Origin of the sequence: Pseudomonas sp. FSL W7-0098, assembly GCF_005930585.1 — a bacterium.
Classification (GTDB): domain Bacteria; phylum Pseudomonadota; class Gammaproteobacteria; order Pseudomonadales; family Pseudomonadaceae; genus Aquipseudomonas; species Aquipseudomonas bubulae.
The window spans coordinates 200302-224350 of record NZ_RXHW01000008.1 but is presented as its reverse complement, the minus strand read 5'-3'; the positions used below and the strand labels follow the sequence as shown (position 1 = coordinate 224350).

Sequence of the window (24049 nt, the reverse complement as noted above, 5' to 3'; positions counted from 1 at the left end):
ATCCATGCAGATTTCGGTAAATGAGTTCCTGACACCTCGCCATATTGATGTGCAAGTTGTCAGTCCAACCCGCGCTAAAATCACTCTCGAGCCTCTCGAGCGTGGTTTTGGCCACACCCTGGGCAACGCGCTGCGCCGCATCCTGTTGTCCTCAATGCCAGGCTGTGCAGTAGTCGAGGCCGAGATTGACGGTGTGCTCCACGAGTACAGCGCCATCGAAGGTGTACAGGAAGACGTAATTGAAATCCTGTTGAACCTTAAAGGTCTGGCTATCAAGCTGCACGGCCGTGACGAAGTTACGCTGACCTTGTCGAAGAAGGGTTCGGGGGTGGTTACCGCTGCCGATATTCAGCTGGATCATGATGTCGAGATCGTTAATCCCGATCACGTAATCGCCAACCTGGCGTCTAACGGCGCCTTGAACATGAAGCTCACCGTAGCTCGTGGTCGTGGTTATGAACCAGCAGACTCGCGTCAGAGCGATGAAGACGAAAGCCGCAGCATTGGTCGCTTGCAGCTGGATTCTTCGTTCAGCCCGGTTCGCCGTATCGCATACGTGGTGGAAAACGCCCGTGTCGAGCAGCGCACCAACCTGGACAAGCTGGTTATTGATCTGGAAACCAACGGTACACTGGATCCTGAAGAGGCCATTCGTCGTGCTGCAACCATCCTGCAACAGCAGTTGGCTGCATTCGTCGACCTCAAAGGTGACAGCGAGCCAGTGGTAATCGAGCAGGAAGACGAGATCGATCCGATCCTGCTTCGTCCTGTTGACGATCTGGAACTGACCGTGCGTTCGGCCAACTGCCTTAAGGCGGAGAACATTTACTACATCGGTGACCTGATTCAGCGCACCGAAGTAGAACTGTTGAAGACTCCGAACCTGGGCAAGAAATCCTTGACTGAAATCAAGGACGTTCTGGCCTCCCGTGGTCTGTCCCTCGGCATGCGCCTCGACAACTGGCCGCCTGCAAGTCTTAAGAAGGACGACAAGGCGACTGCCTGATCGTCGTAATCACCGAACGTTGTGTTTGGTAAGGAATGAACCATGCGTCATCGTAAAAGTGGTCGTCACCTGAGCCGCACTAGCTCGCACCGCAAGGCTATGTTTCAAAACATGGCAGTGTCGTTGTTCGAGCACGAGCTGATCAAAACGACTCTGCCGAAAGCCAAAGAATTGCGTCGCGTTGCTGAGCCGCTGATTACTCTGGCCAAGATTGATTCTGTTGCTAACCGCCGTCTGGCCTTCGACCGTACTCGTTCGAAAGCCATGGTTGGTAAGCTGTTCAACGATCTGGGCAAGCGTTATGCAACTCGTGAGGGTGGCTACCTGCGCATCCTCAAGTGCGGTTTCCGCGCTGGCGACAACGCGCCTATGGCGTACGTCGAGTTGGTTGATCGTCCAGTTGGCGGTGAAGCTGTATCCGCTGAGTAAGACGTCAGTCTCTACAAAGAACCGGGCCTAGTGCCCGGTTTTTTGTGCGCGTTCGATTATGATTATCTATTGATTCTGATCATTTAATGCATTTGCCCATGTGTAATTCATGGTCAATACTCCTCGTCAGCCGATTAGCCGGCAGTACAAAGACTGACTGAGGAAGCAAACATATGAGCCAGACCAAAACGCTTACAACCGCCAGCGGCGCTCCAGTTGCGGATAACCAGAATTCTCGTTCTGCCGGTCCTCGCGGCCCATTGCTGCTTGACGATTTTCATCTGATCGAAAAGCTCGCGCACTTCAACCGTGAAAACATTCCTGAGCGTCGCGTACACGCCAAGGGTTCAGGCGCCCATGGCACTTTCACCCTGACCCGTGACATGGCTCAGTACAGCAGTGCCAAGCTGTTTGACACCATCGGCAAGCAAACCCCCACTTTTCTGCGCTTCTCAACGGTAGGTGGCGAGCGCGGCTCGGCTGATACCGAGCGTGATCCACGTGGCTTTGCCCTCAAGTTCTACACCGAGGAAGGTAACTGGGACATCGTCGGTAATAACACCCCTGTATTCTTCATTCGCGACCCGTTGAAGTTTCCCGACTTTATCCACACCCAAAAACGCCTCCCGCAAAGCAACCTGAAAAGCGCACAGATGATGTGGGACTTCTGGTCGCACTCCCCTGAGTCGCTGCACCAGGTCACCATCCTGTTTTCCGATCGCGGCATTCCAGATGGTTACCGCCATATGCATGGCTTTGGCAGCCACACGTACAGCCTGATCAATGCTGCGGGTGAGCGTCACTGGGTCAAATGGCATTACAAAACCAAGCAGGGCATCAAGAACCTGCCGCCTGCAGAGGCTGCGCGCCTTGCCGGTACCGACCCGGATTACGCACAGCGTGACTTGTTTGGCGCCATCGAACGCGGTGACTTTCCGAAATGGCGCGTATGCATGCAGGTCATGACTGAAGCTCAGGCTGCAGCCCACTATGAGAACCCGTTTGACGTGACCAAGACCTGGTCGCAGAAAGAGTTCCCGCTGATTGAAATCGGTGAGCTGGAGCTGAACCGCAACCCGCTGAACTACTTTGCCGAAGTGGAGCAGGCTGCGTTCGGGCCAAGCAATATGATCCCGGGTGTGGGCCTGTCGCCTGACCGCATGCTGCAAGGCCGTGTGTTCGCGTATGCCGATGCCCATCGCTACCGTGTAGGCACCAACCATCAGCACCTGCCGATCAACTCACCACGGGTACCTGTGCATAACTATCAGCGTGATGGCTCTATGGCCTTCGGCAACAATGGTGGTGCTGCACCGAACTATGAGCCGAACAGCTATGGCGACGCGCCAAAACAAGCACCGCAATATGCTGAGCCGCCATTGGCCCTCAGTGGTGCGGCTGATCGTTACGATCATCGTGTAGACAGCGATTACTACAGCCACGCCGGTGCCCTGTTCCGACTGATGAACGACGAGCAGAAAGCCCTGCTGATCAACAATATTGCAGGGGCTATGGAGGGTGTGACGGGGGATGTCGTCGAGCGCCAGCTGCAGCATTTCTACAATGCTGATCAGGCTTATGGTGATGGTGTTGCCAAGGCGTTGGGTGTACAGCGTAACTAACTCTAAGTGAGAAGCAGAACCGCCCTCAATTGGGCGGTTTTTGCGTTATTTAACCCTGTTTTCTCTGAAAAACAGGGTTTTTATTGCGATTTAGCCGTGACCTCTCAGTCGGCTTGGTTCAAACTACAGCCTTTCAAGCAGGGAGATGTAAGGCAATGCAAGGCCACCCGGATGTAATCGATTATCTCAATACGTTGCTGACCGGCGAGTTGGCTGCGCGTGACCAATATTTCGTCCATTCCCGTATGTACGAGGATTGGGGTTTCACCAAGCTTTACGAGCGTATCAACCACGAGATGGAGGAAGAGGCACAACACGCTGATGCGTTGATGCGCCGGATTCTGATGCTCGAGGGTACGCCGCGCATGCGCCCTGACGACCTGGATGTGGGCACTACGGTGCCTGAGATGTTCGCTGCCGACCTGCGCCTGGAATATAAAGTCCGTGCCGCGCTGTGCAAAGGCATCGCCCTGTGCGAACTGCACAAGGACTACGTGAGCCGTGACATGTTGCGTGTTCAGCTGGCAGACACCGAAGAAGACCACACCTACTGGCTGGAAAAACAGCTGGGCCTTATCAAGTCGATCGGCTTGCAGAACTACCTGCAATCGCAGTTCTGATCCAGGGAAGCTGAGATGCTTTTGGTGGGCGCGTGGCTTGCCCGCGATGCAGGCAAAACGGTCTGGCTTGTGTGTCGCGGCGTTACCATCGCGAGCAAGCCCGCTCCCACAAGAGCTTGATTTGCGCTCAGTAAAAAGCCCCTGCCATCTCACGATGGCAGGGGCTTTTTCGTACCGCGCTTTAAGCCTTGTCGCGAATCAACAGTGGCTTCAGGTAGAAGCCCGTGTGTGATTGCTTCATCTCGGCTACTTCTTCCGGTGTACCGGTAGCAATGATCTGCCCGCCCTTGGAACCCCCCTCAGGGCCGAGATCCACCAGCCAGTCGGCGGTCTTGATCACGTCCAGGTTGTGCTCGATCACTACCACGGTGTTGCCGTGGTCACGAAGACGATGCAGCACATCCAGTAATTGCTGGATGTCAGCAAAGTGCAAACCGGTAGTAGGCTCATCGAGGATATACAAGGTCTTGCCTGTGTCGCGCTTGGACAGCTCGCGGGACAACTTGACCCGTTGCGCCTCACCGCCTGACAGCGTGGTGGCGGATTGTCCTAGCTTGATATAGGACAAGCCTACATCCATCAGCGTTTGCAGCTTACGCGCCAGTGCAGGCACGGCATCGAAGAACACGCGCGCTTCTTCGATGGTCATTTCCAGCACTTCGTGGATGCTCTTGCCCTTGTATTTGATCTCAAGGGTTTCACGGTTGTAACGCTTGCTTTTGCACACATCGCAAGGCACATAGATGTCCGGCAGAAAGTGCATTTCTACCTTGATCAGGCCATCACCCTGACAGGCCTCGCAGCGTCCGCCCTTTACGTTGAAAGAGAAACGCCCCGGGCCGTAACCGCGCGAGCGCGACTCGGGCACACCCGAGAACAACTCGCGGATTGGCGTAAACAACCCGGTGTAGGTCGCAGGGTTTGAGCGCGGCGTACGGCCAATCGGGCTTTGGTCGATATCGACGACCTTGTCCAGATGCTCAAGCCCCTTGATGCTGTCGTGCGCCGCCGCTTCCAGCGTGGTCGCGCCATTCAGTGCCGTGGCGCTGAGCGGGTAGAGTGTGTTGTTGATCAGGGTCGACTTGCCCGAACCGGAAACCCCGGTCACACAGGTCAAAAGACCGATCGGTATCTCCAGGTCAACATTGCGCAAGTTATTGCCGCGAGCACCCTTGAGCGACAGTGTCAGCTTCTTGTTGCGCGGTGTGCGCTTGGCGGGTACGGCAATCTTCACACGCCCCGACAGGTATTTGCCTGTCAGTGAGTCAGGGTGAGCCATCACCTCGGCCGGTGTACCTTCAGCAACAATATGACCGCCATGCACGCCAGCACCAGGGCCGATATCCACCACATAGTCCGCCAGGCGGATGGCGTCTTCGTCGTGCTCCACCACAATCACGGTGTTACCGATATCACGCAGATGCTTGAGGGTGCCCAGCAGGCGATCGTTATCGCGCTGATGCAGGCCGATGGAGGGCTCGTCGAGGATATACAGCACGCCAACCAGGCCTGCACCAATCTGACTGGCCAGACGAATACGCTGGGCTTCACCGCCTGACAGGGTATCGGCACTACGGTCCAGCGACAGATAGTCCAGCCCCACATTCACCAGGAACTGCAGGCGCTCGCGAATTTCCTTAAGGATTTTGTCAGCGATTTCGCCACGGCGTCCGCTCAGGCTCAGCGTGCTGAAGTATTCGGTCGCATCACCGATAGGCATGCTGGTGACCGCGGGCAGGGTTTTTTCGCCGACCCATACATGACGGGCTTCGCGACGCAGTCGGGTACCACGGCAATCCGGGCAGGACTGGGTGCTGAGGAACTTGGCCAGCTCTTCGCGCACGGTGGCCGACTCGGTTTCGCGATAACGGCGTTCCAGGTTTGGCACGATGCCTTCGAACGGGTGAGCACGCTTGACGATATCGCCACGATCATTCAGATAGCGGAAATCCACGTTTTGCGTGCCGCTGCCATACAGGATCACCTTTTGCTTGTCGGCCGGCAGCTCGCTGAACGGCACTTCAAGGCTGAAGTCGTAATGCTTGGCCAATGCCCCGAGCATCTGGAAGTAATAAACGTTGCGCCTGTCCCAACCGCGGATCGCGCCTTCGGCCAGCGTCAGCTCACCATTGACCAGGCGCTTGATATCGAAGAACTGCTTGACCCCCAGACCATCGCAGGTCGGGCATGCACCTGCCGGGTTGTTGAAGGAAAACAGCTTGGGTTCCAGCTCGCTGATCGCATGGCCGCAAATCGGGCAGGCGAAGCGCGCGGAGAAGATTATTTCTTCGCCCGGCTCATCGTCCATCGGCGCAACCAGGGCAATGCCATCAGCCAGTTTCAGCGCTGTCTCGAAAGACTCGGCCAGGCGCTGCTGCAGATCGGCACGCACTTTAAAGCGGTCAACCACCACATCAATGCTGTGTTTTTTCTGTTTGTCGAGCTTGGGCAGTTCGTCCAGCTCGCAAAGTTTGCCGTTGACCCTGGCGCGAACAAAACCCTGGGCGCGCAGTTCTTCAAATACTGAAAGGTGTTCGCCCTTACGCTCGCGGATCACCGGCGCCAGCAGCATCAGCTTGCTGCCTTCGGGCTGGGCCAGTACCAGGTCGACCATTTGGCTGACGGTCTGGGCTTCCAGAGGAATGTCGTGATCCGGGCAGCGCGGGATACCTACGCGGGCATACAGCAGGCGCAGGTAGTCGTAGATTTCGGTGATGGTGCCGACCGTGGAGCGCGGGTTGTGCGAGGTCGATTTTTGCTCGATGGAAATCGCCGGCGACAGACCCTCGATGGTATCGACGTCAGGCTTTTCCATCATCGACAGGAACTGCCGCGCATAGGCTGACAACGACTCGACATAACGGCGCTGGCCTTCGGCATACAGCGTGTCAAACGCGAGGGATGATTTGCCGGAGCCAGACAGTCCGGTGATAACGATCAGTTTGTCCCTTGGCAGGGTCAGGTCGATGTTCTTCAGGTTGTGGGTTCGTGCCCCACGTATCAGGATCTTGTCCACTGCGGCCTCGCTTGGCGGGCATAACGTAAACGAATGAGTATACGGATCTGTGCGAAAGCTGTGCAGGCCCTTGATGGCACACTGTCATTCAAGCAGCCTTTATAACTTTTGCGTGACAAAGCGTCGCGTCTCTCTCGTGTATGTGCTGTTAGACGATGGGACTGATAGAATCGCCGCCGGTTCACATGAGGTTTTTCCATGCACGATCCCCACAGCGAACGCATGAGTAGCGGCGAGACCCGGGCAGCAAGCGGTCTGGCCCTTGTGTTCGCCTTCCGTATGCTGGGCATGTTTATGGTGTTGCCGGTTCTGGCAACCTATGGAATGGACCTTGCCGGTGCAACGCCCGCCCTGATTGGTCTGGCGATTGGCGCTTATGGCCTGACCCAGGCCATTTTTCAGATCCCTTTTGGTGTTATTTCCGATCGTATTGGACGGCGCCCGGTCATTTACCTGGGCTTGATTGTCTTCGCGCTGGGCAGTGTGCTGGCGGCCAATTCCGATTCGATCTGGGGCGTCATTGCGGGACGCATCCTGCAAGGTGCGGGGGCGATTTCTGCAGCCGTCATGGCGCTGTTGTCAGACCTTACCCGTGAACAGCATCGCACCAAGGCCATGGCCATGATCGGCATGACCATCGGCTTGTCATTTGCCGTGGCCATGGTGGTGGGCCCGCTCCTGACTCGCGCTTTCGGGTTGTCCGGGCTGTTTCTGGCGACGGGGGCAATGGCGCTGTGCGGGATCGTGATTGTGATGTTTATGGTGCCGCGTTCCACCGGAACCTTGCAGCATCGTGAGTCCGGAGTGGCGAAGCAGGCCTTGCTGCCGACCTTGCGCCATCCCGACCTGTTGCGCCTGGACCTTGGCATTTTTGTGCTGCACGCCATGTTGATGTCGAGCTTTATCGCACTGCCGCTGGCGCTGGTCGAGAAGGCCGGCCTGCCCAAGGAACAACATTGGTGGGTGTATCTGACGGCCTTGCTGATTTCATTCTTCGCCATGATCCCGTTCATCATCTACGGCGAAAAGAAACGCAAAATGAAACGAGTTTTGCTCGGCGCCGTCGTGACGTTGATGCTCACTGAGCTATTCTTCTGGAAGTTCGGCGACAGTTTACGAACGCTGGTGATTGGCACTGTGGTGTTTTTCACTGCGTTTAACCTGTTGGAGGCTTCATTGCCTTCGCTGATCAGCAAAGTTTCACCCGCAGGCGGCAAGGGCACGGCGATGGGGGTTTACTCCACCAGCCAGTTCCTCGGATCGGCACTGGGCGGCATACTCGGCGGCTGGCTGTTTCAGCATGGCGGTCTGTCGGTTGTGTTCCTGGGAGGCGCAGGTCTGGCTGCACTCTGGTTGGCCTTTGCTGTTACCATGCGTGAACCACCGTATGTAACAAGCCTGCGCCTGCCGTTATCGCCCGAGGCGTTGCGCGAAGCAGGTCTGGCTGAGCGTCTAAAGGCAGTCAATGGCGTTACAGATGCAGTGATCGTGGCTGAAGAGGCTGCGATTTATATCAAATTGGACACCGAACTATTGGATCGCGCGACACTCGAGCAGTTGGTTAACCCAGCGCCGACGTGCGAAGCCTAGGAGAACGTTATGGCCCGTGGGGTTAACAAAGTTATATTGGTCGGCACATGCGGCCAGGATCCCGAAGTTCGCTACTTGCCTAACGGTAATGCCGTGACCAACCTGAGTCTGGCAACCAGCGAACAATGGACTGACAAGCAAACCGGTCAGAAAGTCGAGAAGACTGAATGGCACCGTGTATCGATGTTCGGCAAAGTGGCCGAAATCGCCGGCGAATACCTGCGCAAGGGTTCGCAGGTGTACATCGAAGGCAAGCTGCAAACCCGTGAGTGGGAAAAAGACGGTATCAAGCGTTACACCACCGAAATCGTGGTCGACATGCAAGGCACCATGCAACTGCTGGGTGGCCGTCCACAGGGCGACCAGCAAAACCAGGGTGGTGGCAACAACTACCAGCAACAACAGTCGGCTCCGCGTCAGCAGGCTCAACGCCCTGCACCGCAGCAACAGCAACAGCAACAGTCGCGCCCTGCGCCGCAACAGCAGGCCCCGCAGCCAGCTCCGGATTTCGACAGCTTTGATGACGATATTCCGTTCTAGGTCTTGCCTTGGGCTTAACAGCTTCAGCATTACCTAAAAAGCCCCGAGAGTTCTGCTCTCGGGGCTTTTTGTTTGCCTCAAAAATAATCCCCGTAAACGGGGATTATTTTTTACATAAACGCAACCAGCCGTTTATTTTTCAGCGCTGTCCGGTAATGCATACGCAATGATGTAATCACCTACGTCAGGGGAGTGGCTCATGCCCCCTGCAGAGATCACCACGTATTGTTTCCCGGTAACCGGTGATTTGTAGATCAGCGGTGCGGCCACTGCGCCGACAGGCAAGCGTGCTTTCCACACTTCTTTACCGGTTGCCGAGTCGAGCGCACGCAGGTAGTAGTCTTGAGTCCCTGCAAAGAACACCAGGCCCGAGGCTGTTGAGGTTGGACCACCCAGTGTTGGCATGCCCAGCGGTATCGGCATGTGGGTTTTAATTCCCATAGGGCCGGTATCCTGGACGGTGCCCATAGGCACTTGCCACACCAGTTTCTGAGTATTGAGATCAATCGCACTCATGCTGCCGAACGGGGGTGTATTGCACGGCACGCCCAGTGGCGATTGCAGAATGTCGATTCTCACGCCGCCATAGATACCGGCGACTTGTGGGCGAATGGTTCCCATGAAACCGGGCACTTCGTCAGTCGATACTTTGAACTTGCTGGTGTCTTCCTTCGTCACCAGCGACATCCGCAGGGGCACACGCATGTCGTTAACAAACATCATGCCTGTATTTTCGTCGATGGAGATGCCCCCCCAGTTCATACCGCCCAACAAGCCTGGCCATTCGATGTACGGTTTCTCGGACGGAGGTGTAAACGGGCCCACGTAAACGGAGTCCTTGAACATGATCCGGCAGTACAGTTGATCGAAAGTCGTCACGCCCCACATGGACTTCTCAGTCAGTGGCTCAACACCAATAGTTGGCATTCCGACCGAAAACGGTTGAGTCGGTGACAGGTGCTCGCCTTCAGCAGCAGGTGAGGTTGGAACCGGACGTTCTTCAACTTCGGTAACAGGTTTGCCTGTACGACGGTCCAGAACAAAAATATTGCCTGTTTTGCTGGTCTGGATCAAAACCGGCGTTTTCTCGCCGTCAGCGCTCTTCCAGTCATACATGACTGGCTGAGAAGGCAGGTCGTAATCCCACACATCGTGGTGAACGATCTGGTAAACCCACTTGGCTTTACCGGTCGATGCATCCACAGCTACAACCGCCGAGCCATATTTTTCCTTGGCCGCGTTGCGATCACCGCCCCAGTAGTCCGGTGGGCCATTGCCTGTTGGCAGGTAGACCAGGTTCAACTCTTTATCGTAAGTAGGAATAGTCCATACGTTAGGCGTTTCCAGCGTGAACTGGTGATCGTCGGCAGTAGCGTCCTTACCCTCAGGTGCGCCTATGTCCCATGCCCAGACCAAATCACCGGTCAGCACGTCAAATGCACGCACGGCCCCTGAAGGCTCGCCCGCTACAATGTCACGCACCCAGCCGCCGACTACGGTCAGATGACCCATCACAACCGGCAGAGAGGTTGGGTGATAGCGTTTGCTCTTCTCGGTCGGACCCATGCCTTTCTTGAGATCGACGTAACCGTTCTCACCAAAGCTCGAACACAGGGCGCCGGTGTGCGCGTCAAGCGCAAACAGACGGGCATCTACCGACGACACCAGAATGCGCTGACGGCATTGTTGGTCGTTGTCGTGCGAAGCCTTGACCTCAGCACTCAGGCTGTCGTCTTTATCGATGTCGTAATAACCCACGCCGCGGCAGGTGACGTGTTCTTCGGTTTTGGCTTTAGGGTCGAACTTCCAGAGAGGAGTCCCAGTATCACCATCCAGTGCGGTGATCAGATTCTCTGGTGTGCATGAATACAGCACGTTGCCAATCTGCAACGGCGTGTTTTCGTCTACGCCTGCACCAGCCCCGGTCGTTCTGCGCCCTGTTCTGTATGTCCAGGCGACCTGTAGGTCCTTGACGTTTTCTGGGGTGATCTGCGTGTAAGGCGCAAACCGGGTACCCGATGCGCTGCGACCATAGTATTCCCAATTTTCAGGCGTATCGGCAGTAGGTTCCTTCGGCTCGGATGCCTTCGACGCGACCACAGGATTTGAGATCGCACCGTGAGGGTAAAACGCAGCAATAAAGGTGGCGATCAACGCGGCAAACACCGCAAAGCCAAACCGGTTAGCCATGCGCCGAGTCGTCAGGGATGTACCCGGGAACGTCGCGCCCACCCACAAACTAAGTGTCAGGATAATGGCTGGAACGACAAGGCGTGGCAGCAGTTCCCAATAACTGAACTGACCTACCTCATAAAATGCCCAGACGCATGTAGCAAGGAAAATAAGTGCCGAAAATATAATGCTGAAACGTTTACGCCATAACAATAACGGGGCGAGTAGCAAATAAGCCAACCCGGCTATTAGATAATAACTTGAGCCGTCCAAGGCCAATAACATGACCCCGCCGTATATCAATGTCACTGCAACAGCAAAAACGAAGAGGGAAAATATTATTCTCGCGAGCGAGCTGATTGCCCGTCTTTTAGTGGGTGATTGATGGTCATCCGTCATTTTCATGAATGCTCTATGGGTGAATACAAAACTGTTCGTCGTCGGTGCGAACAGCCCGGCCGAATGATCGATTCGGACGTAATTGGTTGGGCGTAAATCCTCTGGCACCTCGTCAATCAAGCGTTAAAGCGCTGAAAAACCAGGTCGTTACCCGGTGAGTCGGATGCCGAACGCGCAGTTGCACACAAAGGACTGAAGGTTCTACGAAACCTGGAGCGGAGCATCAGTGCTCTATAGGGTTGGATTTTGTGACTTTGTTTGCGCTAGCAGCGCTAATTTTAATCGGATGATGTCTCGGATAAATCCAGCGCATTGGAAAACAATATTGATGAAACAGTAACAATCAAGTAGTCGTGAGCGACTCAATAGGTGCAGAACGTCATCGGTGCTGGGTGGCCAACGAGCAATGAGTCATAGGCACGATGAGCAGATCTGTTGAGTCATCGCTTCAGGTTCGTGCCTGTTAGTTCAAGAGCTGGCATTCAGGCGAATTGTTACGAACGCACCAACAATGTTTCTTGCAGAGTTGGATGTATTCCAAAAAAGCTAATGCTTACACTTAAGCGTTGCTACTAACGTCAAGCGGCGTTATCCAATCCAATCCAGTCCTTACACCTTGACGCAAGCAGCATAAGGCGACTTGCTAAACAGCCTTGATCATCTGCGTTTTTTCAACGGAGCACCTTTCGAATGTTTTTTTCTTTCCGCGCGCTGCTGAGTACCAGCCTGTGCAGCGGTTTGTCGTTCTGTATGTTGGCCCCTGCTTCAGCGTTGGCGGATTCTACGGACTTGATGAGTCGCTCAACACTCACCGGCGATTGGGGAGGGGAGCGACAGAAGCTGGTCGACAAGGGGATTAAGCTGACGGGTGAATACAGCTCCGAGACGATTTCGAACCTGCACGGCGGGATAAAACGCGGCACTCGCTATGCGCAACAAATACGCATTGGCGCGCAGTTTGATCTGAGCAAGTTACTCGACACTCCGGATGCTGGGGTGGTGCAGATCATTATCAATGACCGTCGTGGCCACAGCGCCACGGAAGATTTGCTCGGTAACCGCTTATCAGCTCAGGAAAACTATGGGGGTGAATACACCCGGCTGACCGAGTTCAGCTATCAACGCAATCTGTTTTCCAAAGACCTGTCGGCCAAGGTTGGATATATGGTCATGGGCACCGAATTTGGGGGGATGCCGATCCTGACCAACTTTGTGAGCGCCGGATTTTGTGCACACCCGTTAACCATGTCCAGCGGCAGTGGATGGGGTAACTATCCGACGGCACACTGGGGGGGAGAACTGCGTTACGACGTTAACCCGTCTCTAACGCTGCAAACCGCTGTGTTCCAAGTCAACCCGGAGCACAACGCACGCCCTTCTGAAGCGTTTTCCATGCCCAGCAACGGCACCACCGGGGCTATTTTGCCACTGGAGGCGATTTTCAATAATCATGCCTTTCTGGATGGTCAGTACAAAGTCGGTTGGTATTACGACACGTCCAATTACCAGAAAATTGGCAGCACAGAAAAGAGCAGTAACCGTACCGGGGCTTACGTGTTGTTTGATCAGGCCATCTGGAAGGACGAGCAAGACCCTGAAAGCGTATTGCGCCTTTTCGGGCAAGCGGCCACCAGTAACGCTGCGACTTCACCGATGCGTCGTTGGTATTCGGTGGGTCTGGTCAAGCAGAAGCCCTTTGCAAACCGCCCCAAAGATACTATCGCCTTTGGTTATGGCCGCGCCGTGATCAATTCGCGCACGCGCGATGAGCAAGAAGCGGCTGCAATCAATTTTGGGGAGTCAGACATGATCGCCAGCCTCGACAACGGCGAGCAGATGCTTGAACTCAACTATGGCGCGCAAGTCACGCCCTGGCTGCTGGTGCGACCGGACATGCAGTACTACATCGAACCGGGCGCGTTCTTCGGTAAAAAAAGAGGAAACGCATTGGCTGTAGGACTACAGATCAAAGCGACTTTTTAACAGACGGGCTGGCGCTTTGTGCGTTACGAACCTGAAAGCGCAGGCTATTAAGCGATCTCCGCGGCTCAGGCAAGCACACATTGCCCATTGACCATGCGCCACAGTTCGAGCGGATTGCCCTCCTGTAGCGCTTCAGGCATCAAGGCCGCAGGCAGGTCCTGATAACACACCGGCCGCAAGAACCTGTCGATGGCGCTGGCGCCGACGGCGCTACTTCGACTGTCCGAACTGGCCGGGAACGGGCCGCCATGCACCATCGCGTGAGAGACCTCGACGTTGTTCGGATAACCGTTCACCAGGATGCGGCCCGCCTTGCGCTCAAGGATGGGCAGCAGCTTTCGGGCCAGCCCATGATCAGCGTCATCCAATTGCATTGTCGCCGTCAGCTGTCCAGACAGGTGCTCGGCCACCGCCAGCATTTCATCTGCATTCTTGCAGGCGACGATCAGCGAGCTGGGGCCGAATGTTTCGTCGCCCAGTCGTTCTGTTGTGAGAAAGGTGGCTGCATCGGTTACGAACACTGTGGCCTGCGCGGCACTTGGCTTTTCTGCAGGGCACCCTTGGCCCAGCGTTGTAATACCGCTGATGTTGCCTGTCTCCTCGATCCCAGCGAGGTAGGCATGTTGAATGCCCGGCGTCAGCATGGTTGCTGCCGCCTTTTTGTGCAGGGCGTCCAGGGCCGTGCTGCAAAACTGGGTCAGCGGCTGACCTTCCAGGGCAATCACCAAACCTGGATTTGTACACAATTGGCCGGCACTCATCGTCAGAGCCTCAACGAATCCACGGCCGATTTCGCTGGCGCGCATCGACAGCGCATGCGGCAACAGGAACACGGGATTGATGCAGCTCATTTCGGCGTACACCGGAATCGGTTCGCTGCGTTGCGCCGCGGTACGCATCAGCGCCAGGCCGCCTTGTCGCGAACCCGTGAAGGCGACTGCCTTGATCGCGGGATGGCTGACCAGGGACTGGCCGAACGGATGACCGTCGCCAATGAGCAGGGAAAACACGCCCTCTGGCAAGTTGTGGGCAGCGGCTGCCTGTTGAATCACCTGGCCTACCAGTTCAGACGTACCCAGGTGAGCCTCGTGTGCCTTGACCACTATCGGGCAGCCAGCGGCCAGGGCAGCGGCGCTGTCGCCGCCGGCAACCGAAAACGCCAGGGGAAAATTGCTTGCACCAAATACAGCCACCGGGCCGAGCGCGATCTTGTGCAGCCTCAGGTCGGGGCGAGAAGGGAGGCGCGTCGGCAAAGCGCTGTCCAGGGTGGCGCCGAGGTAGTGGCCGTCGCGCACCACTTGCGCAAAGAGCCGCAACTGGCTCACGGTGCGGCCCCGTTCGATGATCAGGCGCGCTGCCGGCAATCCGGTTTCGAGAGACGCGCGCCCGATCAGCGTGACCCCCAACGCCAGGATGCCCGTGGCGATCGCTTCCAGAAACTGGGCACGCTGTTCTGCCGTGGTCGCGCGGTAGCGATCGCAGGCCTGCTGCGCCAACGTGCAGGCCTGTTCAATGTCAGCGATACCGCCGACGCCGAAGTCAGGCCCCAGCGTTTCATGGGTGGCAGGGTTGATTGCAGACAGCAATCCTTTGTCGCCACGCACTGCCGACTGGCCGATGAGCATTTTGCCGGTAATCATCATGTGTCCTATTGTTTGCTGTGCCATCGTCAGGCCCGATTTTTCCTGGAAATGAAATGCGCAGGAGGTTGGTTCTATGTGTAGCGGTAGCGGCCCAACACAGCTTGGGGATCCATTAAAAGCTGCATAGCCCTGCTGATTTCCTGCACCTCTGGGGGCGTGTACTTGCCGTAATAAGCTGCATTCACAGGCCCGACGCCATGCTCTGCACTGAAGCAGCCGCCGTTTTCGGTCACCAGCTTATAGATGCCGCTACGCACAGCGACGACCTTGGCGATGCCGTACTGGCTGATGTGGGCGTGCGGCACCAGCACAATCAAATGGCAGCCGCCGTCGGCAAAATGGCCGAAATCGTAAAGCTGTAGCAGCGGATGTTCGCGCTGTAACCACTGTGCAGCCTGATCACGGAAAGCGACCAAGCGTGAGCGCGAAAACGCTACGTCGAACGACAGTGGGATACCTTCCTTGGCGATGGCCAGCGGCAGGTTGTCTCGCAGTGGCCAAAAGCTGCTGGTATTTCCAAAGGCGGCGTCGAGAATTCGGCCGCTTTCATACAGCGCTTCCAACACCTGTTCGGTTCGTTGCGCAAAAAGGCTGTGCAAGCCAGGCATGCTGCTGGCGATCTCAATCAGGGCGTAGCAGCTTGCCGACGATTGGCCGAACGGGTGGCGCAGCGTGGGGTAGTTGCGCAACGTAATGGCGAGCGCCGCCTCGGAGATCACTTCGAACGCGCACAGCAGATCGCCAAATTGAAGTTCGAAAGCCTGCAACACCTCAAGCGCTGTCCCATGGTCAGGCAAGGCCACAAACACGCTTTGCGTCGACTGGTCGATGCGTTTGAGCTCAAGCGTCGCCGCCGTAATGATGCCGAAGGCGCCGCCGGTGCCGACAAACAACTGCTTGAGGTCAAGCCCGGTATTGTTCTTGCGCAGCGGTGCGAGGAGTTGCACCACGGTGCCGTCGCCATCGGCCAGCACCACTTCGATACCGAGCAGGTTATGGCGCACGTCGCCATGCTTGAGCAAGCGGCTGCCGCCGGCATTGGCGCCAATTAATCCGCCTATGGCCGGGTCGCTGCCGATATCAATAGGGAAATACAGCGAATGGCTTTCCAGTGTGCGATTCAGTGCTGACAAGAGCGTGCCGGCTTCCACAATCACCGTGCGGTTCAAGGGATCAATCTCGCGCACTTGGCGCATGCGCGAAAGTGAGACGATCACTTGCTTGCCGGAGTTGTCGGTGACGGCACCGCCCACCAATCCGCTGCGGTTGCCTTGGGCGACCAGCCGTATGCGATGGCGCACCGCGATGCGCATAAGTGCGCTGACAGCGTGGGCATCGCGCGGGAAGACGACCGCCGCCGCTTTGCCGCGGCAATGAGCAACGTCGATTTCATAGGGGGCACAGTCCGCCCCGGTCAGCAGCGACGCCTGCCCCAGAACTTCGGCGACTTCGGCCAGAAACGCGTCGAGTCCCGAGGCTTGTCGGTCCACGGTATGTTCCAGGTCGCTCATTGCGCCGCCACCATGCGTTTGAGCAACTGGCTGCGTACCAGCACCAATGCGACGACCGGCAATACGCCTCCCAGCAGCGTGTTATGGCGAAAAATCAACGACACGGCGACGGCGATGGCAGCGCCAATCAGCAACATCACAGAGAGTTTTCGGACCAAAGCCTGGTCGCTGCTGGTTTCGCCGATAAAGCCGAGTGGAGAAAACCGGGTGGCACCCATGCCAATCACCAATACGCACGCCAGCACCGGAGCAGCACCCAGCTCCTGCCCCCACACTTGCAACGCAGCGGTAGAGACCGTGGCCAACAGGGCGCCAATCATCAGGTACAGGTCGACGCCCATTGCGATCCAATGGCCAGGGCGGTAATTGAACAGCCAGAACAGGTGCGCAATGCTGAGAATACCGCTGAGCACATACGCGGTATCCCAGCGTACGCCTGCCTCACCCGGGCCGAAACGGCCATACAACAGGAACACGATGACCGGAATGAATGCGCTGGCATTCGACAAATAGGCACGGCCTAGCTTGCTGATAGACATGCGGGTTTCCTTGGATAGAGATGCAATGAAATGCCTGAGTCCCGGGCTTAACTCTTGTGCCAGCGGAACATTAAGGTGGCTGCGGTGAGAAACAACGTGGTCCAGCCTGCCATGGCCAACAAGGGCAGCCACAGCGAAGGCAAGGGCGCTCCTTCGAGCATCACTTGGCGCAGTACCGAGACAAACTGGTTGATCGGAATCACCGAGAGAATGCTTTTGATCCAGGCTGGCGCATCGTTCAACGGGATGGTCAGGTTGCCGAAGAACAGGGCCGGGTAATGGATCAGATGGCACAGCAATTCGGTTTCCTTGACCGAGGAGGTGCGACTGGCCAGCAGGGTGCCGAGGCTCAGCAACATGGCGCCGCCCAGCAGAATGACCGGCAACGCACGCATGGACTGCACGCTCCACAGCGAGATATCAATGCCGTACCCGTACCGCGCCACCAGCAGCAAGGTGCCGACAGAAATCAGCATCATGAGCACCCGCGACATGAGAATAGAGGCCAGAAAGACCAGCTTCGGCACTGGAAAGCAGGCGTAGATCTTGAGTGCATTATGTTCACGCAAGCTTGCAATCGATAAGGCGGTGGACATGATGCCGAGTGACATCAAACAGATGACCAGAATGCCGGTTGTAAAGAACTGGCCGTAGTCGAAGGGCTTGGCACCGGAGGCCGTATCCTCGAAACGCACCAGGTCTGTTGAGACGATGCCGCGTCTGGCCGCTGAACACCTGACCGCGGCGATCTCGATCACGCGCGCTGCGGCGCGTACCGCCAGCTGACCCTTGAAGTCATAGTGCACCTGCAACGGTTCGTCGCCGGCCGCAAAGACGATGCGTACCGTGTCTGCTGCGATGGGGGCAGTGCTGCTGACGGTTGAAAAATTGGCCTTTACCGGATCTCCACCCGCAAATGCTTGCTGGATCGCCGACTGGCAACGGGTGTCCGAACTGGCCTGGGCGTCAGCCTCCAGAAACTGGATATTCACCGTGCCGAGTGAACCAGGATGACCGAAAGCCATCAGCATCACGGTCAACAGCAGGATGGGAAAGGCCAGCGCCCAGAACAGCGCCGACTTGCTGCGAAAAAACCCCAGCAGCTCGTTGCGCGTCAATATCGCCAGTATGCTAAACATCCTGTTCTCCCTGGGCGCAGAGGTGCAACATGTCGCGGTAATGGGTGGGGCCGAACTCAAAGTGCTGGAACGCAACATTGCCGATCAGGCGGCGTATCGACTGATCCAGTTCCTGCGTGCCATAGACGCTGATTTCAGTGTTTGATGGCTTCGACAACCGCAACGTGGCGCTTTCGCGTTCCAGCTGGTGATAGATGGCGTTGATATGATCACTGTCGTCCAGCTGCAGATAGGCATGGAAGGCGCCGACCAGGCGGTTCTTCAATGCTTCTTTATCGCCTCGATACTTAACGCCGCCGTTGCACACCCACACCACATCGCTTGCGGCATCCAGCTCTTCCTCCGAGTGGCAAATCATGATGATGGTCAGGTCGGCCAGGTCGTAGCGCAGCAGGTGTGCGACGCGCTCGATATACGCTCGGTCGAGCCCGGTAAACGGTTCGTCAAGGATTGCGATTTCCGGGTGGTGTGCCAGCGCCACGAACAAATCGAGCCGCTGTTTCTGGCCGCGTGACAGTGCCCGATAGGGCAGTTTGCGCAGCGCTTCGATATCCAGTGCCTGCGCCACCTGCGGGTCTTGCTTGCCGTACAGGGCCTGATGCAAATCGAGGATTTCCCTGACATTCGACGAGTCTTCATATTCGACCCGCTGCAATTGCACCCCCAACCGCTTGCGGTGCCGGGTGCTTTGCAGAAAACGCGACGCCGCAACCCCCAGAATCTGCGCTTCTTCCAGATGCGCCTGACGGAAGCCGAGCAAGGCTTCGATCAGGGTGGTTTTGCCAGCACCATTGGGGCCAATGATGGCGGTATGTCGACCGCGCCGGAACTGCAGATCGCGGACCTCGAAGTGGAAACTGCCAGCGCTGACCCGGATCAGTTTGGCCGCCGCCGCATAGGGTTCATCAGTGCGCGTGGGTGACAACTGCACCTCACGGTGCAGGGCAGGTTCGGACAGCCCGTGTGTTTCGTCCGTCAGCAGGATTTGACTGTTCATGTTCAATCGAACAACGCGACTTGGACATCGCGTTTGCCTTTGTAGGGATTGCGGCCATGGGCGACGGCAATGTTATCGATCAACAACATGTCACCGCTGTGCCAGGGAAACGCAATCTCCTGCGCCTCCAAGGCGTCGTATATCGGCGCGATTTCATCCTCCGAGATCGGCGAGCCGTCGCCCAGCCGCACATCGTAAGGGCGTGCCGGTTTGTCCTGATAGGCGTGCTGGATATAGGCGTAGCCCGGCTTGCCGAGGGAGCGGGCGTTGTTGTGTTGGGTCGACAGTTGATTGAACCAGATCGCTTCGCCGGTCAGCGGATGTTTCAACATGGCATCACCGGTATGCGAGACCGTGATGCTGCCATCGTCGAGCCACTGGTAATCGAGGTGGGTATCGCGGCACAGCTGTTCCACCTGCTGCGGATCATCGGTCAGGAACGCTTCATCCCAGGGGCGGTGGTATTCGCGCATATGGGTGTTACGCGGTTCATTCTCGGGTGTGCTGGGGGCACGGAAGTTGCGCAAGTACTGGATGCGCGCGGCGCTGAGGCGTTCGATCAATGACGGTGACAGGCGACGGGTGACGGCTCGCATATCACACAGTATGGTTTCGCCGCCTTGGTCAGAGGGCTGTTTGCAAAAGAAAGCCAGTTTCTGTGGATAGTGCGCCATGTAGGCCTTTTCCTGATGCAGACCGATTTTCAGGGTGGCCGGGATGCGTGTCGATTCGTAGACTCTGCCCTCGATGTTCTTGCGTGGCGTGGCGCCGCCGATATAACCGAACGCATGCTCAGGATAGTGTTGCGCAATGGCCTGGAAGTCCGCGTTCTCGCGCAATGGAAAACCACGGAACAACAGGCAACCGAACTCCAGCAGCATGCTGTCAAAGATTGCCTGGTGCTGGCGATACCAGGTCGTAAAAGCCTCGCGGTCATCGCTTAGCGTACTGTCGACAGGCGTTATGACGAGCGGCATGTGCTCCGGCGACAGAAAGCCACACTGTACCCGCGAGCCGCCCAGCATTTCGTTAAAGTGCTCAACCCTATCTAAACGATGATCCATAGCTTTTTCCCCGACGAGTTGCGTATCAAGCCAGCAAAGGCTTTTTGATGAGGATTTCGAAACCCAGTGCGCCCATGCCGGAACTTGGGCTGGTCACTACCGTGCAATGGTCCAGACCCGCTTCGATGACCAGCGCGCGTGCCTCTTCCAGGGTGACTTTTTCTTCAACATGGGTCGGTGGATAACCCACTGAAGCGCGCATTTGAGTGAACTTCTCCAGCAAGTCGGGGGCGACGTCGCGGCGCATGTCGTGCACCAGGCCAACCCCGCCCGGCTGCAGTACGCGATACATTTCAGTCAGGCTTTTCAGCTTGTCCGGCAAGTGATGCAAGGTGGCACGGCTGACAGCCATGGTCAGGCTGTTGTCGGCGAAGGGCAGGTCCAGGGCATCGCCGACTTTGAGTTCGATGGTATCGCTCAGGCCTAGCGCTTCGATGCGTGGTCGGCCTCCTTCGAGCATGGTTTCGTCCAGATCCAGGCCGATGAAATGCCAGCCTTTCAAAACCGGGTCGGCCGCCAGACGCACCGGGACCACGACGGTGGCGGTGCCGATATCGACCAGGGCGCCCGGCGGCAAGTCGCGGGCAATCTGGCGGATGCGGGTGACGAACAACACATCCCAGGGTTCCAGTGCTTGCGAGGCAAAGCGGTCGTACTCGTCAGCAGGGCGTAGATTTTTCAATAACATGGATACGTTCTCGTCTTGGTTAGCGTTAGAAGAAGATTCAGCGTTGAACTAGCCAGTGCGTGTGGCTCATTTCTTGTCTTACAGCCACCCCACTGGAACGGTGGCCAACAACTTGCGCGCGGCTTTGCTGTTGACACCGAAAGCAGGGCGATCGCGCCGCTCGATGGCATGCGCGACCATGGCCGCCACCCGGCCACAGAGCCCCAGGCCGACACCCCAACGGGCTTGGGTCACGCCGAGATCGAGCAGGGCTGCGGCGGTGATGAAGTCAATATTCGGACGTAGGCCTTTGCGCTCCAGAACGTGGGCACAAACAACGTCGTAAATCTCCAGATAGCGCCCCCCGAAACCCCACTGGGAAAACAGGGCCCTGATGTGCGGCGGTCGTGGGTCCTGCACAAACAGCGGATGGCCAAAGCCAAACAACAGGTTGCCCGGCTGATCCAGCGCGAGGTCGACCGCTTGCCGTATGTCAGCAGGGCTGGCCTGCGCACTGATGGTTTTGAGCCAGGTCATCGCTTCTTCTGCTGCGCCGACATGGTTCGGTCCGCTGGCCATGAAACCGGCCGCCACGGCCTGGGCAAGGGTGACACCGGTGCCGATGGCGGTACGGGGTACCAGCACCGTCGGCGTGATGTAGCCGAAACCGGCGTGCCAGGCCACCAGCAGGGCGTCAACGACACGAATGGCTAATGGGTCGATATCGGTCGCGCCCATTGCCGTCAACACGACCTCGGCGTGATGCGTCGATGCTGCGCCGGGGGCGCTATAACCGAGCGCCGTTTGCAGAAAGTGCGGCGTTGAAGCAACGCTGACCAGGCCCTCGATAAAATCCTGATGCGTAGGCAAGTCGCGAACGGTGGCTTCGATCAGGACAATATGTTCCAGCGCTGCCAGATCACCGAGAAGGCCGCAGGCGGCGGCCTGAACGATGCCGGCACCGCTGTCGGCCACGGCTTCGATGCCACGTCGATAGGCAGGCTCCGCCGACAGGTGGCTGGCAATGCGCACCAGAAGGGCGTCAACGGCCTGGCTCTCAGCAGGGGTCGGCAGGCTGCCAAACCACGCCAGCCATAGCGCCGTGGGGAAGTCGACAATGCCGATCAGGTCATTGAGGTTGCGACCCCTGACCCACAGCCCTTCATTAGGCTCAATCGTGGCGCCGTCGATATTGGTGCCGCGATACAGGGTGCGTGATCCGCCAAACAGGCTCTGCGGCGGTGTGGGTATCAGCGTGTCGGCCTGTGCCAACTCATCAAGCGCAATGCCGCAGTGGGCGACCAGCAGGTTTTCTATTGTGTGTGCGTGTTGCGTGACCGTCGGCAGGATGTTGGCGAAAAAATAGTGGGCGGTCTTGACCTTGCCACGGTAAAAAGCGGCTTCTTCGGCACTCAGTGGCTCGCGCAACTGACGCTCGGCCAGGCAGGCCGATTCAAGCAAGACCCAGGCGCTGGCGGTGAGACCGAGCATTTCCAGGAAGCGGGTATAGAACTGGCTGGTTTCGTGTGTGCGGCCTTCACGCACGTGCTCATTGATACGGGTTAGCGCCTGCTCCACGGCAACCATGGCGTTTTCCAGCGCCGGGAATTGGTCGTGCAGCTCAGAACCGACACCCGTTGTGTTGTTCAAGAAGGCATCCAGCTCTTCGCGCAGAAACTTGATCAGGCGTGAGTTCCTGCCAAAACCGAGCTTGTCGCGCACCAGGTCCTGGGACTGGATGTAGTTGGTCCCTTCCCAGATCGACAGGATTTTCACGTCGCGCGCATTTTGCTCGACAGGGTAAGCATCGGTGTAGCCGATACCGCCATGCACTTGTATCGCCAGTTCGCAGATTTTCCAGGCCTGGTCCGAGACGAACGCCTTGCACACCGGCGTGAACAGCAGCACCAGCTTGCGGTATTTTTCGACCTGGGCTTCGTCCAGTACCGGCTCGGCTTCCAGGGCAAATGCCTGGGTCGATGCGCCGGTCAACTTACCGAGCAGGCCACGGCAACCTTCTACCCGGGCCTTCATTTCCAGCAGCATGCGCTGCACGTCTGCGTGTTCGATGATGGCCACAGGCGGGGCGCTGGCATCGGAGGTGCGACTGATTGCACGGCCCTGGAACCGTTTGCCGGCGAAATCGACTGAATGCAGATAAGCGCTGGAAGCCAGGCCCAAGCCGATAATTGCCGTGCTCATACGGGCCTGGTTCATCAAGGGCACCAGTTGCAGCAATCCGGCATTCTTGCGGTCGCCCAGCAGTACGGCGCGGGTGGTGCCGGTTCGACCAAACACCAGTTGGGTATTGGCGCAGCCCTTCAATCCCATCTTGCGCAGCAATGAAGTGCACTCGACATGGTTGTCTTCCAGCTCGCCCGTTTCGGGATTAGGCCAGAAGCGCGGCACAAGGAGGCAGGACAGCGAGTAGGAGGTCGAGGTCGTGGTATTGATGCGGCCCAGAACAAAATAAACGGTGTTTTCGGTCAGCGAATGCATACCGGCCGAGATATAGACCTTTTCACCGCTGACGGAGTATTCGCCGTTTTCCAGTGGCTTTGCGAGGGTGGTGACCGCTGTCAGGTCGCTGCCGGCCTGCTGCTCAGTGGCGCAGAAACAAGCGTCCCAGTCGTAGCGCTGAAGCTTGCGCAGGTACGTTGCCTTTTGCGCTGCGGTAGCGTGCAGCTTCAACAGCTTGATGGCCGGAAAATTGAAGCCGCCGTAGGTCATGAACGCCGGATTGGCGCCCATGAACATTTCCTGGATGGTTTGCCGGATCAGGGGTGGCAAGGCCGGTTGCTGGGATTCGCTGTCGATGCCCAGCACCTGAATCCACTCTTCCTTATAGCGCTGCCAGAGTCCGTGGAACTCTTTGGGGATTTCGACCTTGCCGTTTTCCAGCAAGTGGCATTCCTGTCGGTCGGAGGCTTGATAGGCCTTGCCTAACTCATAAGCGAACGCCCTGGCGCGCTCCAGCAAGGCATCGTAGTAGGTACGATTTTTGTCGTTGAACGGCGCCCGTGTGAGAAAATTCTGGTCGGTTTTATGCAGTTCCCACAAAAAAAAGCGAAGCTCACGCAGGCTGACTTTATAAGCAGACATAGGTTTTCCT

General features: G+C 57.2%; 17 protein-coding genes. 7 read left to right on the top strand and 10 right to left on the bottom strand.

The annotated features are described in order from the left end of the window. The first annotated feature begins 4 nt into the window (after nucleotides 1-4). The 4 genes from FHL07_RS16665 (at nucleotide 5) to bfr (ending at nucleotide 3677) form a co-directional block, all read left to right on the top strand. Complete coding sequence (locus FHL07_RS16665) at nucleotides 5-1006, top strand: DNA-directed RNA polymerase subunit alpha (RefSeq protein WP_003176403.1); 1002 nt, start codon at nucleotides 5-7, stop codon at nucleotides 1004-1006. 42 nt (nucleotides 1007-1048) lie between these two features. Next, on the top strand, nucleotides 1049-1435 hold the full coding sequence (rplQ, locus tag FHL07_RS16660; RefSeq protein ID WP_016779185.1) for a 50S ribosomal protein L17: 387 nt from the start codon (nucleotides 1049-1051) through the stop codon (nucleotides 1433-1435). 173 nt (nucleotides 1436-1608) lie between these two features. After that, a complete protein-coding gene (locus tag FHL07_RS16655) occupies nucleotides 1609-3057 on the top strand; it encodes a catalase (protein ID WP_094999499.1) in 1449 nt (482 codons plus the stop codon). A gap of 155 nt (nucleotides 3058-3212) precedes the next feature. Then, entirely contained in the window at nucleotides 3213-3677 is a 465-nt protein-coding gene (gene bfr, locus FHL07_RS16650; protein ID WP_016779187.1) for a bacterioferritin, read from the top strand. Between the two features lie 181 nt (nucleotides 3678-3858). On the opposite strand, the gene uvrA is transcribed toward bfr, so the two are convergent. Beyond that, nucleotides 3859-6693, bottom strand: coding sequence for an excinuclease ABC subunit UvrA (gene uvrA, locus FHL07_RS16645; protein ID WP_094999498.1), 2835 nt, complete (start codon nucleotides 6691-6693; stop codon nucleotides 3859-3861). A gap of 198 nt (nucleotides 6694-6891) precedes the next feature. Between uvrA and FHL07_RS16640 the strand changes: the two genes are divergently transcribed. Both FHL07_RS16640 and FHL07_RS16635 read left to right on the top strand, forming a co-directional pair. Continuing rightward, nucleotides 6892-8283 (top strand): MFS transporter, encoded by a 1392-nt coding sequence (locus tag FHL07_RS16640; protein WP_095019084.1) that lies wholly within the window; start codon nucleotides 6892-6894, stop codon nucleotides 8281-8283. A 9-nt stretch (nucleotides 8284-8292) separates the two neighbouring features. Further along, nucleotides 8293-8823 (top strand): single-stranded DNA-binding protein, encoded by a 531-nt coding sequence (locus FHL07_RS16635; protein WP_138738716.1) that lies wholly within the window; start codon nucleotides 8293-8295, stop codon nucleotides 8821-8823. Between the two features lie 132 nt (nucleotides 8824-8955). On the opposite strand, the gene FHL07_RS16630 is transcribed toward FHL07_RS16635, so the two are convergent. Continuing rightward, nucleotides 8956-11394, bottom strand: a complete 2439-nt coding sequence (locus FHL07_RS16630) for a membrane-bound PQQ-dependent dehydrogenase, glucose/quinate/shikimate family (RefSeq protein ID WP_095021276.1) — start codon at nucleotides 11392-11394, stop codon at nucleotides 8956-8958. A 690-nt stretch (nucleotides 11395-12084) separates the two neighbouring features. Between FHL07_RS16630 and FHL07_RS16625 the strand changes: the two genes are divergently transcribed. Further along, the gene (locus tag FHL07_RS16625; RefSeq protein WP_094999496.1) at nucleotides 12085-13377 is read left to right on the top strand and encodes a carbohydrate porin; all 1293 of its coding nucleotides are present in this window, start codon (nucleotides 12085-12087) and stop codon (nucleotides 13375-13377) included. Nucleotides 13378-13442: 65 nt separating this feature from the next. Here FHL07_RS16625 and FHL07_RS16620 read toward each other — a convergent pair whose 3' ends face one another. The 8 genes from FHL07_RS16620 to FHL07_RS23745 all read right to left on the bottom strand — a co-directional run bounded on the left by FHL07_RS16620 (nucleotide 13443) and on the right by FHL07_RS23745 (nucleotide 24039). Then, nucleotides 13443-15020 carry an aldehyde dehydrogenase (NADP(+)) gene (locus FHL07_RS16620; protein WP_138738715.1) on the bottom strand — a complete coding sequence of 526 codons (1578 nt, stop codon included), beginning with the start codon at nucleotides 15018-15020 and terminating at the stop codon, nucleotides 13443-13445. A gap of 71 nt (nucleotides 15021-15091) precedes the next feature. Beyond that, complete coding sequence (locus FHL07_RS16615; protein ID WP_138738714.1) at nucleotides 15092-16531, bottom strand: FAD-binding oxidoreductase; 1440 nt, start codon at nucleotides 16529-16531, stop codon at nucleotides 15092-15094. Then, entirely contained in the window at nucleotides 16528-17070 is a 543-nt protein-coding gene (locus tag FHL07_RS16610; RefSeq protein WP_138738713.1) for a permease, read from the bottom strand. Before FHL07_RS16610 ends, FHL07_RS16615 begins: the two co-directional genes overlap by 4 nt. A gap of 47 nt (nucleotides 17071-17117) precedes the next feature. Further along, nucleotides 17118-18209 (bottom strand): ABC transporter permease, encoded by a 1092-nt coding sequence (locus FHL07_RS16605; RefSeq protein ID WP_138738712.1) that lies wholly within the window; start codon nucleotides 18207-18209, stop codon nucleotides 17118-17120. Continuing rightward, nucleotides 18202-19206, bottom strand: a complete 1005-nt coding sequence (locus tag FHL07_RS16600; protein WP_138738711.1) for an ATP-binding cassette domain-containing protein — start codon at nucleotides 19204-19206, stop codon at nucleotides 18202-18204. Before FHL07_RS16600 ends, FHL07_RS16605 begins: the two co-directional genes overlap by 8 nt. Nucleotides 19207-19208: 2 nt before the next feature. Then, nucleotides 19209-20270, bottom strand: a complete 1062-nt coding sequence (locus FHL07_RS16595; RefSeq protein ID WP_095021270.1) for a TauD/TfdA family dioxygenase — start codon at nucleotides 20268-20270, stop codon at nucleotides 19209-19211. 25 nt (nucleotides 20271-20295) lie between these two features. Further along, nucleotides 20296-20958: a class I SAM-dependent methyltransferase gene (locus FHL07_RS16590; protein ID WP_094999489.1), complete on the bottom strand. Its 663-nt coding sequence runs from the start codon at nucleotides 20956-20958 to the stop codon at nucleotides 20296-20298. A 78-nt stretch (nucleotides 20959-21036) separates the two neighbouring features. Next, nucleotides 21037-24039 (bottom strand): citrate/2-methylcitrate synthase, encoded by a 3003-nt coding sequence (locus FHL07_RS23745; protein ID WP_202979101.1) that lies wholly within the window; start codon nucleotides 24037-24039, stop codon nucleotides 21037-21039. Between the last annotated feature and the right edge of the window lie 10 nt (nucleotides 24040-24049).

Excerpts from the sequence above, each read along its gene's own strand:
- FHL07_RS16665 (WP_003176403.1), top strand. The coding sequence starts at position 5 with ATGCAGATTTCGGTAAATGAGTTCCTGACACCTCGCCATATTGATGTG.
- rplQ (WP_016779185.1), top strand. The coding sequence starts at position 1,049 with ATGCGTCATCGTAAAAGTGGTCGTCACCTGAGCCGCACTAGCTCGCAC.
- FHL07_RS16655 (WP_094999499.1), top strand. The coding sequence starts at position 1,609 with ATGAGCCAGACCAAAACGCTTACAACCGCCAGCGGCGCTCCAGTTGCG.
- bfr (WP_016779187.1), top strand. The coding sequence starts at position 3,213 with ATGCAAGGCCACCCGGATGTAATCGATTATCTCAATACGTTGCTGACC.
- FHL07_RS16640 (WP_095019084.1), top strand. The coding sequence starts at position 6,892 with ATGCACGATCCCCACAGCGAACGCATGAGTAGCGGCGAGACCCGGGCA.
- FHL07_RS16635 (WP_138738716.1), top strand. The coding sequence starts at position 8,293 with ATGGCCCGTGGGGTTAACAAAGTTATATTGGTCGGCACATGCGGCCAG.
- FHL07_RS16630 (WP_095021276.1), bottom strand. The coding sequence starts at position 11,394 with ATGACGGATGACCATCAATCACCCACTAAAAGACGGGCAATCAGCTCG.
- FHL07_RS16625 (WP_094999496.1), top strand. The coding sequence starts at position 12,085 with ATGTTTTTTTCTTTCCGCGCGCTGCTGAGTACCAGCCTGTGCAGCGGT.
- FHL07_RS16620 (WP_138738715.1), bottom strand. The coding sequence starts at position 15,020 with ATGATGATTACCGGCAAAATGCTCATCGGCCAGTCGGCAGTGCGTGGC.
- FHL07_RS16615 (WP_138738714.1), bottom strand. The coding sequence starts at position 16,531 with ATGAGCGACCTGGAACATACCGTGGACCGACAAGCCTCGGGACTCGAC.
- FHL07_RS16610 (WP_138738713.1), bottom strand. The coding sequence starts at position 17,070 with ATGTCTATCAGCAAGCTAGGCCGTGCCTATTTGTCGAATGCCAGCGCA.
- FHL07_RS16605 (WP_138738712.1), bottom strand. The coding sequence starts at position 18,209 with ATGTTTAGCATACTGGCGATATTGACGCGCAACGAGCTGCTGGGGTTT.
- FHL07_RS16600 (WP_138738711.1), bottom strand. The coding sequence starts at position 19,206 with ATGAACAGTCAAATCCTGCTGACGGACGAAACACACGGGCTGTCCGAA.
- FHL07_RS16595 (WP_095021270.1), bottom strand. The coding sequence starts at position 20,270 with ATGGATCATCGTTTAGATAGGGTTGAGCACTTTAACGAAATGCTGGGC.
- FHL07_RS16590 (WP_094999489.1), bottom strand. The coding sequence starts at position 20,958 with ATGTTATTGAAAAATCTACGCCCTGCTGACGAGTACGACCGCTTTGCC.
- FHL07_RS23745 (WP_202979101.1), bottom strand. The coding sequence starts at position 24,039 with ATGTCTGCTTATAAAGTCAGCCTGCGTGAGCTTCGCTTTTTTTTGTGG.